This is a genomic window from Microbacterium xerophyticum (assembly GCF_053543555.1).
In genome coordinates this window covers 21,474-39,718 of sequence record NZ_JBLVOB010000008.1, presented here as the reverse complement: position 1 = coordinate 39,718, position 18,245 = coordinate 21,474, and the positions used below count along the sequence as shown (strand labels likewise).

General features: G+C 67.8%; 18 protein-coding genes. 8 read left to right on the top strand and 10 right to left on the bottom strand.

What is annotated here, in order from left to right; translation table 11 throughout:
- The 5 genes from ACNPNP_RS17415 to ACNPNP_RS17395 form a co-directional block, all read right to left on the bottom strand.
- Positions 1–1,164, bottom strand: a 1,164-nt coding sequence (locus ACNPNP_RS17415) for a kynureninase (RefSeq protein ID WP_448967316.1), incomplete at its 3' end; no start/stop codon positions are given.
- Position 1,165: 1 nt separating this feature from the next.
- Complete coding sequence (locus ACNPNP_RS17410; RefSeq protein WP_448967398.1) at positions 1,166–2,230, bottom strand: hypothetical protein; 1,065 nt, start codon at positions 2,228–2,230, stop codon at positions 1,166–1,168.
- A complete protein-coding gene (locus ACNPNP_RS17405; RefSeq protein ID WP_448967315.1) occupies positions 2,230–3,117 on the bottom strand; it encodes a tryptophan 2,3-dioxygenase in 888 nt (295 codons plus the stop codon). Before ACNPNP_RS17405 ends, ACNPNP_RS17410 begins: the two co-directional genes overlap by 1 nt.
- A 67-nt stretch (positions 3,118–3,184) precedes the next feature.
- A complete protein-coding gene (locus tag ACNPNP_RS17400) occupies positions 3,185–4,270 on the bottom strand; it encodes an alpha/beta hydrolase (protein ID WP_448967314.1) in 1,086 nt (361 codons plus the stop codon).
- Positions 4,271–4,337: 67 nt separating this feature from the next.
- Complete coding sequence (locus ACNPNP_RS17395; protein WP_448967313.1) at positions 4,338–4,907, bottom strand: TetR/AcrR family transcriptional regulator; 570 nt, start codon at positions 4,905–4,907, stop codon at positions 4,338–4,340.
- Positions 4,908–5,008: 101 nt separating this feature from the next.
- On the opposite strand from ACNPNP_RS17395, the gene ACNPNP_RS17390 reads away from it, so the two are divergent.
- A complete protein-coding gene (locus tag ACNPNP_RS17390) occupies positions 5,009–5,716 on the top strand; it encodes an MBL fold metallo-hydrolase (protein WP_448967312.1) in 708 nt (235 codons plus the stop codon).
- A gap of 101 nt (positions 5,717–5,817) precedes the next feature.
- On the opposite strand, the gene ACNPNP_RS17385 is transcribed toward ACNPNP_RS17390, so the two are convergent.
- Genes ACNPNP_RS17385 through ACNPNP_RS17370 form a run of 4 tightly spaced genes read right to left on the bottom strand, consistent with a single transcriptional unit; the run spans position 5,818 to position 9,852 of the window.
- Entirely contained in the window at positions 5,818–6,387 is a 570-nt protein-coding gene (locus ACNPNP_RS17385; RefSeq protein ID WP_448967311.1) for a cysteine hydrolase family protein, read from the bottom strand.
- On the bottom strand, positions 6,384–7,835 hold the full coding sequence (locus tag ACNPNP_RS17380) for a purine-cytosine permease family protein (protein WP_448967310.1): 1,452 nt from the start codon (positions 7,833–7,835) through the stop codon (positions 6,384–6,386). The genes ACNPNP_RS17385 and ACNPNP_RS17380 overlap by 4 nt, the downstream gene beginning before the upstream one ends.
- Positions 7,836–7,870: 35 nt before the next feature.
- On the bottom strand, positions 7,871–9,163 hold the full coding sequence (locus ACNPNP_RS17375; RefSeq protein ID WP_448967309.1) for a M18 family aminopeptidase: 1,293 nt from the start codon (positions 9,161–9,163) through the stop codon (positions 7,871–7,873).
- A gap of 29 nt (positions 9,164–9,192) precedes the next feature.
- Positions 9,193–9,852, bottom strand: a complete 660-nt coding sequence (locus ACNPNP_RS17370; RefSeq protein WP_448967308.1) for a response regulator — start codon at positions 9,850–9,852, stop codon at positions 9,193–9,195.
- Between the two features lie 230 nt (positions 9,853–10,082).
- On the opposite strand from ACNPNP_RS17370, the gene ACNPNP_RS17365 reads away from it, so the two are divergent.
- A complete protein-coding gene (locus ACNPNP_RS17365) occupies positions 10,083–11,225 on the top strand; it encodes a sensor histidine kinase (protein ID WP_448967307.1) in 1,143 nt (380 codons plus the stop codon).
- A 232-nt stretch (positions 11,226–11,457) separates the two neighbouring features.
- Here ACNPNP_RS17365 and ACNPNP_RS17360 read toward each other — a convergent pair whose 3' ends face one another.
- Positions 11,458–12,171: a hypothetical protein gene (locus ACNPNP_RS17360; RefSeq protein WP_448967306.1), complete on the bottom strand. Its 714-nt coding sequence runs from the start codon at positions 12,169–12,171 to the stop codon at positions 11,458–11,460.
- A gap of 183 nt (positions 12,172–12,354) precedes the next feature.
- Here ACNPNP_RS17360 and ACNPNP_RS17355 point away from each other — a divergent pair, with 183 nt between their 5' ends.
- The 6 genes from ACNPNP_RS17355 to ACNPNP_RS17330 all read left to right on the top strand — a co-directional run.
- Positions 12,355–13,500: a TIGR03364 family FAD-dependent oxidoreductase gene (locus tag ACNPNP_RS17355; RefSeq protein ID WP_448967305.1), complete on the top strand. Its 1,146-nt coding sequence runs from the start codon at positions 12,355–12,357 to the stop codon at positions 13,498–13,500.
- The gene (locus ACNPNP_RS17350; RefSeq protein WP_448967304.1) at positions 13,497–14,207 is read left to right on the top strand and encodes a phosphonatase-like hydrolase; all 711 of its coding nucleotides are present in this window, start codon (positions 13,497–13,499) and stop codon (positions 14,205–14,207) included. Before ACNPNP_RS17355 ends, ACNPNP_RS17350 begins: the two co-directional genes overlap by 4 nt.
- Before the next feature lies 1 nt (position 14,208).
- A complete protein-coding gene (locus ACNPNP_RS17345) occupies positions 14,209–15,297 on the top strand; it encodes an alcohol dehydrogenase catalytic domain-containing protein (RefSeq protein WP_448967303.1) in 1,089 nt (362 codons plus the stop codon).
- Positions 15,298–15,323: 26 nt separating this feature from the next.
- A complete protein-coding gene (locus tag ACNPNP_RS17340; protein ID WP_448967302.1) occupies positions 15,324–16,388 on the top strand; it encodes an NAD(P)H-dependent flavin oxidoreductase in 1,065 nt (354 codons plus the stop codon).
- 59 nt (positions 16,389–16,447) lie between these two features.
- Positions 16,448–17,926 carry an amino acid ABC transporter substrate-binding protein/permease gene (locus ACNPNP_RS17335; RefSeq protein ID WP_448967301.1) on the top strand — a complete coding sequence of 493 codons (1,479 nt, stop codon included), beginning with the start codon at positions 16,448–16,450 and terminating at the stop codon, positions 17,924–17,926.
- The coding region (locus ACNPNP_RS17330; protein ID WP_448967300.1) for an ATP-binding cassette domain-containing protein at positions 17,923–18,245 on the top strand (323 nt) is incomplete at its 3' end. The genes ACNPNP_RS17335 and ACNPNP_RS17330, both read left to right, overlap by 4 nt.

Here is an 18,245-nt window from a genome sequence, read left to right as displayed (position 1 = left end):
ATGCGAGGTGCTCAGCGGCGACAGGCCGAGGCGGATGCCGTCGGGAAAACGGAAGTCGGGGATCACGCCGTCGGCCCACAGCGTCGCGGTCACCCTGGCGAAGTCCGGATGCCCGATCGTCACGTGGCCGCCGCGCCCATCGGCGTCGCGCGGGCTCAGCAGGCGCACCCCGAGCGGCACGAGCAGTTCATCGAACGCCCGCACGGCGAAGTCGGTGAGGGTCTTCGACTTCTCGCGGACGGCGTCGATCGTCGCGGCTTCGATCAGGTCGAGCATGCCCTGCATCGCCAGCATCCCGAGCACCGGCGGCGTACCGCTGATGAACTGCCGGATGCCGTCTGACGGTGCATATGCGGACGCCATCGCGAACACGTCGCCCGCGCCCATCCAGCCCTGGATGGGCTGGCGCACCGTGCCGTGATGGCGCGTGTTCACGTACGCGAAGGCGGGGGAGCCCGGCCCGCCGTTGAGGTACTTGTACGTGCAGCCGACCGCGAGGTCGACGTCGCAGGCATCGAGCTCGATCGGGATCACTCCGGCCGAGTGGCACAGGTCCCACAGCATCAGCGCGCCCGCCTCATGCGCGGCGTCCGTGATCGCCCTCATGTCGGCCAGTGCGCCCGAGCGGTAGTCGACGTGGCTGAGCACGACGAGCGCGGTCTGCTCCGACACCGCTGCTGCGACGTCCTCGGCCTGCACGCCGTGGACAGGGTCTGCGGTGAGCCAGCGCACCGTCATCCCGCGCTCGGCGGCGATGCCCTCTGCCACGAACCGGTCGGTGGGGAAGTTCCCCTCCTCGATGAGGATTTCCGGACGGTTTGGAAGAGCCGCCACGGCGGCCCGCATGAGCTTGTAGAGCAGCACGGTCGTCGAGTCGGCGACGACCGTCTGGCCGGGCGCGGCACCGATCGTGATCCGGCCGATGCGGTCGCCGAGCTCGGTCGGCAGGTCCATCCACTGCTCGTCCCACGAGCGGATGAGGCGCGTGCCCCAGTCCTCGCGCACGAATGCGGCCAGTCGCTCGGGCAGCGATCGCAGCGGCCGGCCGAGAGAATTGCCGTCGAGGTAGGCACTGACGCCCGGTGCCTCGACGAAGGCATCCAGATGTGTGGCGAGCGGGTCGCGAGCGTCGAGGCTTCGGGCTTCGGCGAGCAGATCGGTCATGTCAGGCCTCCAGATCTTCGGGGGTGAGCGGGCGCGCGAGGAGAGGATCTGCGGTGTCGGGCGTGGCCTCCGGGTAGAAGAGCACGCGCGATGCCGGGTTGACGGGGTCGACGGGCACGAGCGATCGCAGCAGTTCGGCACCGTCGATGCCGGCCTCCCTGAGCGCGGCGATCTCCTGCTGATTCAGTCCGGCGGGCGTAGGGCCGTTGCCCATGTCCGTGCCATAGACGACGTTTCCGCCGAGGGCGTGAAAGCGGCGCACGTTGTCGACCGCGATGTTGTAGGCCTCGCCGCCGTGAACCGCGAGAGTGGAGCTCCAGGAGACGCTGCCGTGCATGGCGTACAGCTCGCCGTCGGAGAGGCGTTCCGTGAACGGCGCGTGGGCGAGCATCCGAGCCCGTAGACGCGTGGCGCGTTGCGCTTCACCCGGCCCTTCGGCGTGCGCGATCACCGACAGGCTGTGGCGCGAAGCGATCTCGACGATCGTGCTGAACATCCCGTCGGAGAACACGGGTCCCGCTGCGGAGTTGCTCGCGACCTTGATGCATGTCGCCCCGGCCGCTTTCATCTCGATGATAGCTCGAGCTGCGGCATCCGCGTCCGCGATCTCGCGCACCGATCCCTCCGGAGCCCAGGCGCGATCGGACGGATATCCGCCCGGCGGGGTGAGAAAGGCGCCGGCGAATCCGATCTCCAGGCCGTTGTCGCCGCATGACTCCGGAGGATATTCGCCGCTCGGGGCGGATTCGGCTTCGGCAGGGCGTGTTCGCGTCAACACTCCGGAGTTGTGCGGGCTCGCATGCGCGACTCGTAGCCTGGCGAGCACGGCCGGATCGCCGCCGAGGTCGAAGACCCGCCCGAGTGTCGACTCCGCCAGTGCGCCTACGTCGATCAGCTGCAGGTGCACGTGCGAGTCTGTGAATGCGCCGGTGACGACGCCGTCCATCCGCGGCATCCCGTCATCCGGCTGATCGGGCGCGAGCTGAACGCGCCCGTCGACGACGCTCGCCACGCCCTCCAGCCAGGTGCGTCCGCGGGCGTCGAGGTACGTGACCGCGGCCCGCATCACGCCCCGATCTCGGTGCGCACCGTGTAGAGCTCGGGGAAGAAGGTCAGCTCCAGTGCGCGCTGCAGGAACCCCACGCCGCTCGAGCCGCCGGTGCCGGGTTTCATCCCGATCGTGCGCGTGACGGTCTTCAGGTGCCGGAAGCGCCAGAACTGGAAGTTGTCCTCGAGGTCGACCAGGTCTTCGCACGCCTCATAGAGATCCCAGTGGGTGCGCGGGTTCTCGTAGATCTCGCGGATGGCGGGTACCAGCGAGGGGTGCGGGCGGTACGGCTCGCGCACGTCGCGCTCGAGGATCTCGGTCGGGATCGGCAACCCGCGCCGGGCCGCGAAGCGCAGGAACTCGTCGTACAGCGTCGGTCGCTCGAACTCGGTCATCAGCAGGGCGAGATTGGCCGGATGGTCCCGGAAGACCTGCAGCATCCGCTCGTTCTTGTTGCCCAGCGCGAACTCCACCGCCCGGTACTGCACGGACTGGAAGCCGGACGAGTTGCCCAGTGCCCCGCGGAACTGCGCGTACTCGGTCGGCGTGAGCGTCGCCAGCACCGACCACTGCTGGGTCATGACGTCCTGGATGCGCTTGACGCGCGCGACCCGTTTCAGCGCCTCGCGCAGATCGTCGCTCGCGAGCAGTGTGCGCGCCGAACTCAGCTCGTGCAGCAGCTGCTTCAGCCAGAGTTCGGTGGTCTGATGCTGGATGATGAACAGCAGTTCGTCGTGATGCTCGGGAGTGCTGACCGGATGCTGCGCGTTCAGCAGCTCGTCCAGTCCGAGGTACGACCCGTAGGTCATCCGTCCCGTCAGATCGGTGACGATCGTGTCCTCCAGGGGCCGCTCGTTCCCGCGGGGATCGGTGTTGCCTGCGGAGTCGGTCGAGTCTGTGCCCATGATCCCCGAGGATATCCCGAACGATCGGTCAGGCGTCAGTGCCGGGTGCGCATCGGCATGGTCGGACTCACGGCTGCGTGGTGTGCGCGTCCAGGAAGTCGATCGTCTTCTGCAGGGCGGTCTGCGCATCGGGCATGTCGAGGTGGAACTGATACTCGTGCGGAAGCTGCGGCTCGTGCGGCGCAGGCCAGAACAGCGTCGTCACGTCGACACCGAGCTCGTTCAGCCGGTCGGCCATCGGTATCGACTGCAGCCAGGTGAGACCGTCGCCGTTGCCGCCGGAGATGTAGGTGGTGGGGAAGTCCTCGGTCACCCAGTTCACGGTCGACATCGTCGCGCCCGAGGAGTCCTCGGCCCAGGTCTTCGTCCCGGCATAGGCCCACATCGACGACTTGAAGCCCCAGCCGACGATGCCGTCGAGCTGAGCGAGCGCGGCGAGGTCGTAGACGCCGCAGTTCAGTACGGTGGCGACGACCTGGTCGGCCGACATCTTCGGGGTGATGTCCATGATCTCGGCGTAGTCGGGGTTCGTGGTGAGCGTCGCCATCTGGCTGGCCAGCTGCCCTCCGGCCGAGTCTCCCGCGAGCACGATCTGGGTGGGGTCGACGCCCAGGTCCGCGGCGTGCTCGTCGATGTATCCGAGGGCATCGTTGATCTGATGCACGGCCTTCGGGTAGAAGCCCTCCGGCCCGAGCGTGTAGTTCACGGCGATGGTCGTGTACCCCTCTGCGGCGAGGATGCGCATGTACGGGTCGACATTCTCCTTCGATCCCGAGATCCAGGCTCCGCCGTGGATCCACACGATCGTGGGCAGCGGGCCGGTAGCGGATGCCGGGGTGAAGACGTCCATCGTCGTGTCGACGCCGTCGTCGCTGTAGGCGACATCGAGCGTCTCGGTGAGCTTCGTGTCGGGGACGTGCGTGTCCATCTCGGCGGCGGTGGCGTCTCCGCCCTGAGTGAAGACGGCCCTGATCACCATGGCGGACGGCCACGGGGTGATCGCTCCGATGATCGCGACCACGAGTGCGACGGCGATGATGATGCCGAGCACCACCCGGGTCTTGAACCAGCGGCCATGCACCCTCTTCGGGCGGTCGTCGCCGTCGTGGGTGCGGTCTTCGTGCGCGTCGTTCGCAGGCGCGGTCGTGGTCATGGGGATCCCCTCCACGGATCAGTGTGGCAGAAACTGCGACCCGAACAGCGGATCCGAACCGCGATGCTCAGCCGTCGACGCCTGCCAGCAGGTGACGCAGGCCGTAGTCGAACGCCTGATCGACGTCGCCGCCGAGCCTGAACGCGCCCGCGAGCTCGATCTGCAGGAATCCGGTCAGCCATGCCGTGAACAGGCGCGCGGCATCGAGGGCGTCGTGGTCGCCGACGAGCGCGGCGCTCGCGCGCAGCACCGGTCCGGCAGCGCGATCGAGCGACACCAGCGGAGCGGATGCGGTGAACATCAGTCGGAATCCCTCCGGATGCGCGTGTGCGAAGGCGCGGTAGGTCGTGGCCAGCCCCGTCAGCAGCTCGGGTGTCACGTCGGGCCCTGTCCCGTTCGCGCCGGGTGCGCTGCGCTCGACCCGTTCGAGTTCGATCGAAAGATCGTCGATCACGGATGCGGTGACGGCGGCGATCAGTGCTTCCCTGTCCCTCACCCGCTTGTACAGCGAGGGCGCCCGCACGCCGACGCGCTCCGCGACGGCCTGCATCGTGAGTCCGGACAGGCCTGCGGACTCGAGGATCTCGCGTCCCGCAGCGATGATCGCGGCGGTCGAAGTGCGTTCTGGCGTCGGCATGGCGGGTCTCCGGTCGTGCATCTGAGGCTATTGACATTAGCCATGATAGCTATGTAGTGTAGCCATCGCAAGATCATCCACACGGATCGGTAGGACACATCATGAAGCTGGCACCGCACCTGCATCGCCTGGGCAACGACATCGTGGCCTCGTACCTGATTGACGCCCCGCAGGGCGTCACGCTGATCGACGCGGGGATGCCTGGTCACTGGCGCGATCTGCAGGACGAGATGGCGAGCCTCGGCCGGCCGCTCTCCGACATCAGGGGACTGATCCTCACGCACGGTGACAGCGATCACATCGGCTTCGCCGAACGGTTGCGCGCCGAGCACGGCGTTCCCGTCTTCGTGCACGCGGCCGATGCCGAGCGCACACGGACGGGGGATAAGCCGAAGACGCCGTTGGGGCCGTCGAAACTCGGACCGATGCTGGGGTTCTTCGCCTACGGCATCCGCAAGAGCGCGTTGCGGCCGATCTACGTGAAGGACGTGTCGGAGGTATCCGACGCCGACGTGCTCGACCTGCCTGGAGCGCCCGTGATCATCGGGATGCCGGGGCACTCACCCGGCAGCATCGCGGTGCACGTTCCGTTGGTGGATGCCGTGTTCGTCGGCGACGCGCTCACCACCCGGCATGTGCTCACCGGGTCTCAGCATCCTCAGCCCGCGCCGTTCACCGACGAACCCGCGGAGGCGTCGGCATCCCTCGACCGGCTCGCCGAGGTCTCGGCATCCTGGGTGCTGCCCGGCCATGGTGCGCCCTGGCACGGTTCGCCGGCTGACATCGTCGCGGCCGTCCGCGCCGCGTGACCGATCATCGCGCACACTCGTCAGTCGAGAACACAGATGTCGGTCCCGAACCGCGTGTTTCGACCGACGGGTGTGATCTGGGCTGACATGTGTGTGTCGTGTCAGAGATCCGCGAGCACCGTGGCCGAATCGCTGATCGTGATCTGAGGCGGATACAGCCCCATCACAGTGAGCGCCGCGGCGTGATTCTCGGCCGTCGAACCGGCGCAGGCATCGGCGGCGACCGTGACGCGCGCGCCGGAGTCAGCGGCGGCCAGCGCCGTCGAGATCACGCAGCAGTCGGTCGAGACGCCGGCGAGCACGACGGATGCACCGCGCCCGACGATCTGCTCGATATCCGCTCCCCATTTTCCGAAGGTCGGCAGGTCGAGGGTGGGCCGGATCGAGAGACCGGCTGCATCCAGAACGAGGTCGAACAGCGGATCGGTCGGCGGCCGGTCGGCGAACGGCCACGCCGCGAAGTACTCGCCCCATGACGTCGAGCGGTCAGCGGACGGCATCCACCTGGTGACGAGCACGCGCTCGCCGAAAGCATCCGCCAGCGCACGGATGCGCGGCATCGTCTCCGCGAAGAACGGCGACCCCCAGGCGGAGTCGGGCGACGCGAAGATGTTCTGCGGGTCGATGACGACGAGCCAGGTGCCGCTCGGTGAGTCTGCGGAGAGGCTCACGCCTGCTCCTGCCGACGGATCTTCCCCGCCCGCGCGAAGTAGGTGACCAGGAACGAGATCACCAGGGCGAAGAACACGCCGAGGTTGGCGTAGGCGAAGTCGCCGTCAGCGCCGCCGACGAGGAACAGGAGGTAGCCCTGCCAGTTGTTCCACGGTGCGGCTTCAGCGAAGTTGTTGACCACCAGTCCCCAGCCGATCACGCTCGTGATGACCATGGTGATGATCGAGGTCCAGTCCCACGCGCCGTAGCGGCCGTTCGAATCGAACAGCGCCTCGTCGTCGTAGTCCTTCTTGCGTCGCAGGATGTCGGCGATGAGGATGCCGGCCCATGACGCCAGCGGCACACCGAGCGTGATGAGGAAGCTCTGGAACGGACCGAGGAAGTCGGTCGCGAAGAACACGACGAAGATCGTGCCGATCGTGAGGATGACGCCGTCGATCGCCGCTGCCGAAGGGCGGGGGATGCGGATGCCGAGGCTCAGCAGCGTGAGCCCGGACGAGTAGATGCCGAGCACGGCGCCCGAGACGAGCGCGAGCACCGCAGTGAGCAGGAACGGCACGAGCACCCAGATCGGCAGGATCGTCGCGAGGGCTCCGACCGGATCGGCGGCGATCGCGTTCAGCAGGTCCTCATCCGACGCGCCGAGCAGCAGACCGAACACCACGAGGATGACCGGTGCGACCGATCCGCCGACGGTGTTCCAGAACACGATCGCACCGTCGGAGGTGGTGCGCTTCTGGTAGCGCGACCAGTCCGCGGCGATGTTGATCCAGCCGAGACCGAACCCGGTCATCACCATGACGAGGGCGCCGATGAGCTGGCCGATTGTGCCGTCGGGGCGCGACAGCACGGCGCCGAAGTCGATGTGCGAGAACGCGAGGATCACGTAGAGGACCGTCACGATGCCGGTGATCCACGTGAGCACCGACTGCAGCTTCATGATCGTGTGATAGCCGAGAATGGATGCCACGACGATGAGCGCGGCGACGATCACGGTCGCGATGATCCGCAGCGCGATGCTCTCGCCGTCGCCGCCGAGCTGCGTGATGACGGTCGCGGTGGCGAGCACGGCCAGGATCGCGAGGAACGTCTCCCAGCCGATCGAGGTCAGCCACGAGATGATTCCGGGCACCTTCTGCCCCTGCACGCCGAACGCGGCACGGGAGAGCACCATGGTCGGTGCGGAGCCGCGCTTTCCGGCGATCGCGATGAGGCCGCAGAGCAGGAACGACACGACGATGCCGATGATCGAGACGATCGTCGCCTGCCAGAACGAGATGCCGAAGCCGAGCACGAACGATCCGTACGACATGCCGAACACCGAGACGTTCGCCGCGAACCAGGGCCAGAACAGGTCACGCGGCTTCGCGGTGCGCTCCGACTCGGGGATGATCTCGATGCCGGCCCGCTCGATCAGCGCCGGCGCCGCTGCAATCTTCTCTGACATGCCCCCATATTGGCACTGCGCCGATACGTGCGGGGTCAGGCGGCGAAGAACGCCTTCGCGACCTGCGCGAGCGCATGCAGATCCGACACGCCGGCGAGCTCGCGCGCGGAGTGCATCGAGAGGATCGGGATGCCGACGTCGACAGTGCGGATGCCGAGGCGGGTGGCCGTGATCGGACCGATCGTCGAGCCGCACGGCACCGCATTGTTGGAGACGAACTCCTGCGATGCGATGCCGGCGCTCTCGCACCAGCGGGCCCAGGCGGCGGTGCCGATGGCGTCGGTCGCGTAGCGCTGGTTGGCGTTGATCTTCAGGATCGGCCCCGACCCGAGCAGCGGCTGCACCACCGGATCGTGCTTGTGCGCGTAGTTCGGATGCACCGAGTGCCCGACGTCGCTGGAGAGGTGCCAGGATGCCGCGAACGCGCGGCGCTGGTCGGTGTCGTCGGCGCCGAGCCCGGTGTACACGCGCGCCAGGACATCTTCCAGGAAGGGGCCGGCGGCGCCCGAGCGCGATTCTGAGCCGAGCTCTTCATGATCGAAAGCGGCGAGAACGGCGATGCCGCGTTGCCCGGATGCGCCCTCAGCAGCGAGTGCCGAGAGGGCGACGACGCCGGCGTGCACCGATGCCAGGTCGTCCAGGCGTCCGCTCGCGAAGAACGCGTCGTCCTTGCCGAAGACCGCGCCGCGCGCGGAGTCCGCCACGACGGCGTCGAAACCGCGGACATCGGCGGCGTTCACTCCGGCCGACGCCGCCAGCTCGCCCAGCAGGTCTTCCTCGCTCGGATCGCCCAGGCCCCAGACGGGCTGCGTCTCGCTCTGCTTGTCCAACGCCAGTCCGTTGTTGACTCCGCGATCGAGATGCACGGCGAGCTGCGGCGGTCGCAGCAGCGGTCCGGTGTCGGCGAGCACGACACGGCCGTCGGCGAGGGCGAGGCGTCCGGCGAGGCGGAGCTCACGATCGAGCCAGGAGTTCAGCAGCGGTCCGCCGTAGACCTCGACGCCGGCCTGCAACCATCCCCGCGAGCCGGTGGTCGGCTGCGGCTTGAGCTTGAATCCGGGGGAGTCCGTATGCGCTCCGAAGATCTGCGCCGGTGTCGTGGGTGCGGCATCCGCTGGCACGGCCCACGCGATCGCGGCGCCGTCGCGCACCACGACGAAGCGGCCCCCGGCCTGGGCGGGCCACGCGTCCTCCTCGCTCAGGCGGACGAACCCGAGCGACTCGAGGCGCCCGGCCACTTCCTCGGCGGCGTGATAGCTCGAAGGGGAAGCGGCGACGAAGTCGGCGAGGTCGTCGGCATGTGAGAGGGCGTGCGGCGTGACGGGCATTCTTCGATCGTAGACGCGCACGCAGGGCCTCAGCGGAACTCCACCAGCCCGGCACGTGCGGCCGTGACGATGATCTGCACTCGATCGCGGACATGCCATTTGGACATGATGCTGCCCAGATGCGCCTTCACCGTGCCCTCGGAGACGATGAGGGCACGCGCGATCTCGGCGTTCGACATGCCTTCCGCCAGACGGCTCAACACCTCTGACTCACGCTCGGTGAGAGGAAGGAGGGGGACCGTCCGGTCGGGGCCTGTGGCTTCGGTCGCACGAACGTGCTTGATGAGCATGGAGGCGATCCTGGGCGACAGGGAGCTGGCACCCTTATGGACCTCTCGCACGGCGGCGACGATGCTCTCGGCGCTGGAGTCCTTGAGCATGTACCCGGAGGCCCCGGCGCTGAGCATCGGCAACACGGTGTCGCTGCCTTCGAGCGTGGTCACGGCCAGGATACGAATCTCAGGCCAGCGCTCGGCGATCGCCGAGGTTGCTTCGATCCCGTTCATCTCCGGCATCTGAACGTCCATCATGATCACGTCCGCGACGTCCCGCTCCGTGAACATGATCGCCTCGAGACCGGATGCGGCTTCGCCGATGACCTGGATCTCCGGATCACGTGACACGAAGTGCGACAGCGCTGAGCGGACCAGGGGATCGTCATCGACGATCAGAACACGGATTTCCGGCATAGGAGGAAGCCTATTCCGCCGACAGGATCGCCACTGTGAGCCTAGACCTTTGGCCAGCAAAGGCTGTCTGTAAGTCAGATGTGAGAAGTCTGTTTCACCGAGAAGATGGGGTTACGCATTCGACATTCGACGCGAATTAGGTGGTGAACACTATGACTTTTTGGGAAATGATGGCACGAGCCTTCGGTATCAAAGGCTAGCGCATTTAGCGGATGGGAGATACTGAGACTATGGCTTTCAGGCAGGTGCTCCCGGACGCCTCTCTCTTACCCCGGCTGACGCGAGCCGGGGCTCTGAGCACCTTCGAGCGTGTTGTAATACTCGTGGTCATCGGCGGCGTCATCGCTGTCGACGTCTCAGGCATCGTGTTCGCGTACGGCCCGAGCCTCTTCCGATCTCTCCTCAGCATCGCGACGTCGGTCGTGTTCGCGCTGTACCTGTGGTCACCCTGGATGGCCACGATCTCCCTCGGAGCAGTGTTCGCTCTGTCGGTCATCGCGGGCACCGAATCCACGTCGATGTTCGCCGCGGCGGTCGCGGTAGGGCTCGTCATGCGGTTGGGCCGAACGGCGCTCATCCTCTCCTACATCGGCGCTTTCCTGGTGGCGACCGCGATCGTCGCCTACGGCAACACGAATGCGCCCGTCAACGTCGGCGCCTATTTGATCATCGCGACGGTGGCGGGAGCGATCGGTTTTGCTCTCCGAGTCGCGCTGGACAAAGGCCGTCGGCTGGAGCAGGAGCTCGCGGAGCGAGTCGAACACGAGCGTGAGGCGGTCCTCGCCGAGCGGCGGTGGATCGCCGGTGAGCTGCACGACAGCATCGCGCACCACCTCACGATCATCGCACTGCACGCGCAGATGCTGGATGACGTCGAGCGCAGCCGAGGCGCGCAGGAGGCGATCCGGGGCGCGGCGAAGAGCGCGATGATCGACCTGCGGTTCGTCATCGATCTGGCTGATGACGGCCCGCGCTCGTCCGCGGTGCACTCGGGCGACCTCGCTGCGGCGATCGACGAGGCCCGCGGCGAGATCGAGGCGGCAGGTCATCCGGTGCGCTCAGAGGGTGATCCGCTTGACGAGCGCATCCATCGCGCGGGCGAGATCATCCTCGCCAGGATCATGCGCGAGTCGGCGACGAACATCTTGAAGCATGCGGGGCCAGGAGAAGTGAGCATCCGTCTGGACGTCGATGATGAGTTACTGACCTTGGGCATCCACAGCCCGCTCCCCGAGACGGCCCGCAGCGATCTCCCGTCCAGCCGCACCGGCGTGAACAGGATGGCGGAGCGGGTGCTCGGTGCGAGTGGCCAGTTCAGCGCCGGCGTCGTGGACGGCCGGTGGAGCGTGTCGGCCTCATTGCCGATCAACTGACGCCTGCCGTCCCTGCCGACCCAGACTCTGGCCGAAAGTCGAATGCTCCCTCGACGTATGGCTGTTCTGGTGAACAGGGGCTGGCGATAGGTTGGGCACAACCCGTTATAGGCGTCCCCAGCGCCAGGGTTGAAAAAGCGTCCCCAGCGCTCGACCGCGAGCGCGACCTGGTGTTAGAACGTGTCGTGCTCGCGGTCGGAGGGACGAATGCACGCGGCCGGAAGCCGCGACGTCATTCCTTGATCTCGAGCACGCGGTACTTGCCCTTGCCGTCGGGGCCAGGGGGCACGACGGCAGCGAACTCGCTCGAGCCCCGCACCGTGGCGACCGTGATCGCCGCGGGCAGCTCAGGAGAGAGCACCGCCGCGCTGAGGCCGGTCAGCGCGCCGGCCTTCGTGACAGCGGCGATCGTCTTCTTCAGGGACTTCTTGTCGAGCGACGCCACCCAGGCCGAGTACTGCTGCACGGTGGCGTCGAACGTCTCGTCGGGGATGCTCGGGTGCGAGATGAAGACGACCTCGACCTGCGCGCGCCCGTTCTGCGCCTTCATGCCCGTGTAGCGCTGGCGGCCGACCCAGCCACGGGACTGGAAATCTTCGAACAGTGTCCGGCCGTTCCGACTGCGTGTGCTGAAGTGCACGATGAGCAGGATGATGCCGAGCGGGATGAGCACTATCGGCGCGTACACGTAGAGGAAGCGCCAGATCTCTGCACGACCCGAGCGGCTGCCGGTGAACTCGATCACATCTGCGGTGAGGAAGTAGCGCTCGATCAGCCGCCAGTTCCAGTCGCTGGCAGAGCCGAGCTGGAAGGTGTTCATGCCGAGGCAGAAGACAGCGGCGGCGAGGCTGATCAGTCCGGCGACCAGCGTCGAGCTGGTCGACTTCACGGCCTTGGCGAAACCGGGCGGAGTGGACAGCTGCTGCTGGATGGTCGCGATACTCATAGCCGAATCATAGCCAGAGCCGCGCGTGACCGATCACCGGCCCGTTCCGCTCGCGTTCATGCGGGCGAAGAGCCGGTTAACGAGAGGCAAACACTTCCGGGAACGGCGGGGTGCGAGCACTGCCGGGTGACACAGTTGTTGACGATACTCATACTCGGAAAGGCCATCATGACGAGTCATCCTGTGGCCTCCGAAACGGCGGACCTCGTCGTCGTCGGGTCCGGAATCATCGGGCTCGGCGCCGCATACGCTGGCGCGCGCCGCGGGCTCCGCGTCATCGTCGTCGACCGCACCGATGCTCCGGTGGGCGCGACGATCCGCAACTTCGGGCACATCTGCATCGGGGCGCAGACGGGGCTCGCCCGTGAGTTCGCCGATGCCTCACGCGACATCTGGCTGCGCCTCGCGACGGACGCCGGCTTCTGGCTGCGGGAGTCCGGCACTCTGATCGCCGCCCGTCAGGCGGACGAGCTCGCCGTGTTGGAACGAGCAGCCGGAGAACACGACGCGGGCATCCGGATGCTGGACACCGACGAACTGCTGCGTCGAGCGCCGTTGCGCCGTGACGCCGTGATCGGCGGCGCCTTCGTGGCGACCGACCTGCAGACCGACCCGCGGGGAGCGGCCGGGGCGATCGTCCGTCACCTCGCGTCCCTGGGCGTGGAGTTCCGCTTCCGCACCGCGGCGACCACCGTGGCATCCGGTCGTGTGCAGACCACGCGCGGCGCGATCGATGCCGGTCTCGTCGTCGTCGCCACCGGGCACGACGTCGACCAGCTGCTGCCTGACCTCGCGGAGAGCGCGGGCGTCGTGCGCTGCGCCCTCGACATGATGCGGGTGACGGCACCGTTGCCTCGCACGCTCGACGCACCGCTGCTGACGGGCTGGTCGCTGTTGCGCTACGGACGATTCGCGGCCTTCTCCGAGACGGACGCGCTGCGCGAACGGCTGCATGCCGAGCGCCCCGATCTCGCAGCCCTCGATCTCAACCAGATGTACACGCAGCTGCCCGACGGGTCGCTCATCCTGGGCGATTCGCACGTGAAAGCCGTGCAGCCCGGCCCGTTCCAGCCAGAGGGGGCCTTCGAGGCGTTCCTCGAGGAGGCCTCGGCGTTGTTCGAGACCGACGGCATGCGGGTGCTCGAGCGCTGGCAGGGCGTCTATGCATCCGCGGCATCCGATTTCCTCATCGAGGAGCCGGAGCACGGCCTGCACGTGATCGCCGCGACCACCGGGATCGGCATGACGACCGGGCTGGGGCTCGCCGAGCGCACGCTTCAGATTGCATTCGACCGGGCACCGCAGCCCGCACAGGGAGGAACCCCATGACCGCCATCGAACTCGTCGTCCTCGACATGGCAGGAACGACCGTCCGAGACGACGGCGTCGTCGAGCAGGCCTTCCAGCGCGCCGCCGAGCGCACGGGTGTCGCCGAACGGATGCCGTGGGCGGATGCCCTGCAGTACGTTCGCGACACCATGGGCATGTCGAAGATCGATGTCTTCACCCATCTCGCCGGCGGCGACGTCGCCGCGGCAGCCGCGGCCACTGCGGCGTTCGAGGGCGCGTACTCGGAGATCGTCGCCGAGCAGGGTGTGCAGGAGATCGCCGGTGCGGCAGAGGCGATCGCGCAGATGCGCGACGCAGGGCTCAAGGTCGCGCTCACGACGGGCTTCGCCCCCGTCACCAGGGATGCACTGCTCGACGGCCTCGGGTGGCGCGACCTCGTCGACCTCGCGCTGTCTCCCGTGGACGCCGGTCGCGGACGTCCCGCTCCCGATCTCGTGCTCACTGCGCTGCTGCGGGCAGGGGCGTCTTCGGTGTCGGCCGTAGCGGTCGCCGGCGACACGAGCAGCGATGTGCAGTCGGGCAGGCGTGCCGGCGCCGGTTTCGTCGCCGGCGTGCTCAGCGGTGCGCACGATCGCGCGACGCTGGACAGCGCCGGAGCGGATGCGGTGCTCGACGATGTCACGGCACTGCTGCCGGCCCTTCGAGAGCGTGCTCTTCTCGGCACTGCGCTGGCCCGGAGCTCCTGACATGCGCACTCTGCTGCCGCACGATGAGCGCCAGGACGTGACGCTCAGACCTGCGGCGACGGCGAAGGTGTGGCTCGGTGTCGGTCAGGAGCACGAGACGGTCGCGGTGCCGGGGGTGGGCCTCGGCCACGGCGATGTGCTGATCGCCATCGAGCTCTCGACCATCTGCGGCTCGGACGTGCACACCGTGCAGGGGCACCGTGCGGCACCGACTCCGCTCGTGCTGGGGCACGAGAGCGTCGGACGGGTCATCGCGATCGGCGATGGCGGCACGACGGCCGCGGACGGTGCGCCGCTGCGCATCGGCGACCGCGTCGTGTGGTCGGTGACGGTGTCGTGCGGCACGTGCGATCGATGCGCGGCCGGCGTGACGCAGAAGTGCCGCGCACTGGTGAAGTACGGTCACGAGCGGATCGGTCCGCGCTGGGAGCTGACCGGCGGATTCGCGAGCCACGTGCATCTGCGTGCAGGCACCACCATCGTGCGGGTGCCGGAGGCTCTGCCGGCCGCGGTGCTGGCGCCGGCCTCATGCGCCACGGCCACGGCGTGGGCGGCGGTCGCCCGAGGTGCGGCGGGGCGCAGCCTCGAGGGCAGGCGGGTGCTCGTGTACGGAGCCGGCCTGGTCGGACTCTCGGCCGTGGCGATCGCCGCCGACGAGGGCGCGGAGGTCACGGTCATCGACCCCTCCGTGTCCAGGCGCACTTTCGCGGAGAGGTTCGGGGGGACCGCGGCGTCTGCGGTGAGTGAGCCGGCCGACATCGTGATCGAGGCATCCGGTCATGCCGTGGGCGACGCGATCGCGGCCGCCGACGTCGGTGGAACGGTGGTGCTGGTGGGCAGCGTCTTCCCCGCGGAGCCGGTGCCGCTCGACGCGGAGAGCATCGTGCGGCGGCTGCTGACGGTGACCGGCGTGCACAACTACTCCGGCGCCGAGCTCGCTGCTGCCGTCGGGTTCCTCGCCGGTCGCGGCCGCGCCTATCCGTTCGCGGACGTGGTCGGGGCCGTGCACCAGCTGGATGACGTGGATGCCGCGCTCGCCGCGGCGTCCGCCCCCGACGCTCCGCTGCGCATCGCCCTCAGCCCGCGGTGACCCGCAGCGGGCGTAGCCTCGGAGGCATGAGCGAACTGAGCGAGATCCTCGGCGTACGGCATCCGATCCTTCTGGGACCGTTCGGTGGATTGTCGTCCGTCGCGCTGGCCGCCGCGGTGAGCGACGCGGGCGGTCTGGGTGCCTACGGGCTCTACGGATACGACGGCGACCGCATCCGATCCACGGCGGCGGCGATGAGGGAGGCGACGGATCAGCCGTTCGCGCTCAACATCTGGTTGCCCACCGGCGACGAGATCGAACCGGGCCCGCAGCACACGGTGTTCGCGCAGGCGCTCGAACCGTTCTACGAGGCGGTGGGCGTTGACGTCCCCGCGCGCCCCGAGGCGTATCTGCCGCCTCTCGACGAGCAGCTCGGAGCGATCTGGGATGCCGCTCCCGCGGTGCTGAGCGTGGTGTTCGGAGTGCCGTCGGCCGAGATCGTCGAACAGGCGCACACCCGCGGCATCCGCGTCGTCGGCACGGCGACGACGGTCGCAGAGGCGATCGCGCTGGATGCCGGTGGAGTCGATGCGATCATCGCCTCGGGCTCCGAGGCGGCCGGGCATCGCGTCTCGTTCCTGCGCTCGGCCGAGGAGTCGCTGGTCGGCACCTTCGCGCTCGTGCCGCAGGTGGTGGACGCCGTGTCCGTGCCGGTGATCGCTGCCGGCGCCATCGCGGACCGGCGTGGAGTGGCCGCGGCATTCGCGCTCGGCGCGCAAGGGGTGCAGGTCGGCACGGCGTTCCTGCACACGACGCAGTCGGCCGCGACCGACGCGCACCGGGCGGCCATCCGCGAGACGGCCGCCGACGCCAGCGTGCTGACCAGGGCGATGAGCGGCCGTCTGGCCCGTGGTGCACGCAACCGCGCCGTGAGGGCGATCGAGGCGAGCGGCACGATCGCGCCGTTCCCGATGCAGAACTGGCTCACGGGCAAGTTCCGTGCCGCGGCGGGGCAGCAGAACCTCGGTGAGCTGCAGTCGCTGTGGCTCGGGCAGGCCGCGCCTCTCGCCCGGCTCGATGACGCGGTCGAGGTGTTCGAAGAGCTCGTCTCAGGGCTGCCCGGCCGCGGCGACAGGCCCGTCGAGGTCTGAGGCTAGGCTGGATGACCGCGGCTGTCCGGTCGTATCATCCGATCCGAGGAGCATCCGTCGTGATCCGAAATCCTTCACCAGCGGCCGCGCGACTGCGCACGCTCGCGCGTACGGCGGGGGCGATGGCTCTCACCGCGTTCGTCGCCGTGGGCGTGCTGATCGGCGGCGCGCCGGCCGCCGTTGCCGCTGACGCCCCCGAGAAGTATGTCATCGGCACCGACACGACGTTCGCGCCGTTCGAGTTCACGGACTCCGACGGCGACCTCGTCGGCATCGACATGGATCTGCTGCGTGCGATCGCCGAGGACCAGGGCTTCGAGGTCGAGATCCGTCAGCTCGGGTTCGACGCGGCAGTGCAGGCGCTGCAGTCGAACCAGGTCGACGCCGTCATGGCGGGCATGTCGATCACGGACGAGCGCAAGGCGACATTCGACTTCAGCGACCCGTACTTCACCAGCGGCATCCAGCTCGGTGTGCTCGAAGCCAGCGACATCCAGTCACTGGACGATCTCGACGGCAAGACCGTCGCGGTCAAGACAGGCACGCAGGGCCAGACGTTCGCGGACGACAACAAGGACGAGTACGGCTTCCGCGTGGCCCCGTATCAGGACACCACCGACATGGTCGATGCCGTGAAGGCGGGGCAGGCGGTCGGCTACTTCGAGGACTTCCCCGTGCTCGCCTACGGCATCCAGCAGGGGTCCGGCTTCCGGCTGATCGGCGAGCCCGAGCTCGGCGGCGAGTACGGTGTCGCCGTCAACAAGGGTCAGAATCCCGAGCTTCTGGAGATGATCAACGCGGGCCTCGCCAACCTCAAGGAATCGGGCGAGTACGACAAGATCGTCGACACCTACCTCGGCGGTGGTGAGAAGTCGACGCAGCCCACCGACATCATCTCCGTCGCTGTCCAGTACTGGCCGGCGCTGATGGAGGGCCTGTGGCTCACGATCCTCGCGACGATCATCGCGATCGTGGCGGCGTTCATCCTCGGCCTCGTCTTCGGCTTCGGAAGGCTGTCCGGCTTCTTCCTGTATCGCTGGCTCGCCACCGCGTACGTGTACGTGTTCCGCGGCACGCCTATCCTCGTGCAGGCGTTCTTCGTGTTCTTCGCCATCCCGCAGCTGTTCCCTGGGCTGACGTTCAACCCGTTCGTGGCCGGTGCGATCACGCTGTCGCTGAACACCGGTGCGTACATGACGGAGATCATCCGCAGCGGCATCCAGGCCGTCGATCCAGGGCAGACCGAGGCATCGCGTTCATTGGGCCTCGGCCAATGGAAGACGATGCAGAAGGTCGTGCTGCCCCAGGCGTTCCGCATCATGATCCCCTCCTTCGTGAACCAGGGGATCATCACGCTGAAGGACACGTCGCTGCTCAGCGTGATCGGTCTCGCGGAACTGACCTTCCAGTCGCGGCAGATCATCGCCTCCACTTACCTGTCGGCGCAGGTGCTGACCATCGTCGCCGTCATCTACTTCGTCGTGATCACCCTGCTGACGCTGCTCGCTGATCGCCTGGAGAGGAAGTACAACGCATGAGCAAGATCGAAGTCAGGGATCTGCACAAGTCATTCGGTGACAACGAGGTGCTCAACGGCATCGACCTCTCCGTGGATGACGGCGAGGTCGTCGCGGTCATCGGCCCGTCGGGGTCGGGCAAGTCGACCCTGCTGCGGTGCCTGAACAAGCTCGAGGAGCCCACTTCCGGTCACGTCATCATCGACGGCGTCGATCTCATGCACAAGAGCGTCAAGCTCGATGAGGTGCGTCAGCGCATCGGGATGGTGTTCCAGCACTTCAACCTGTTCCCGCACATGACCGTGCTGGAGAACATCACTCTCGCGGCGCCCCCGCTCGG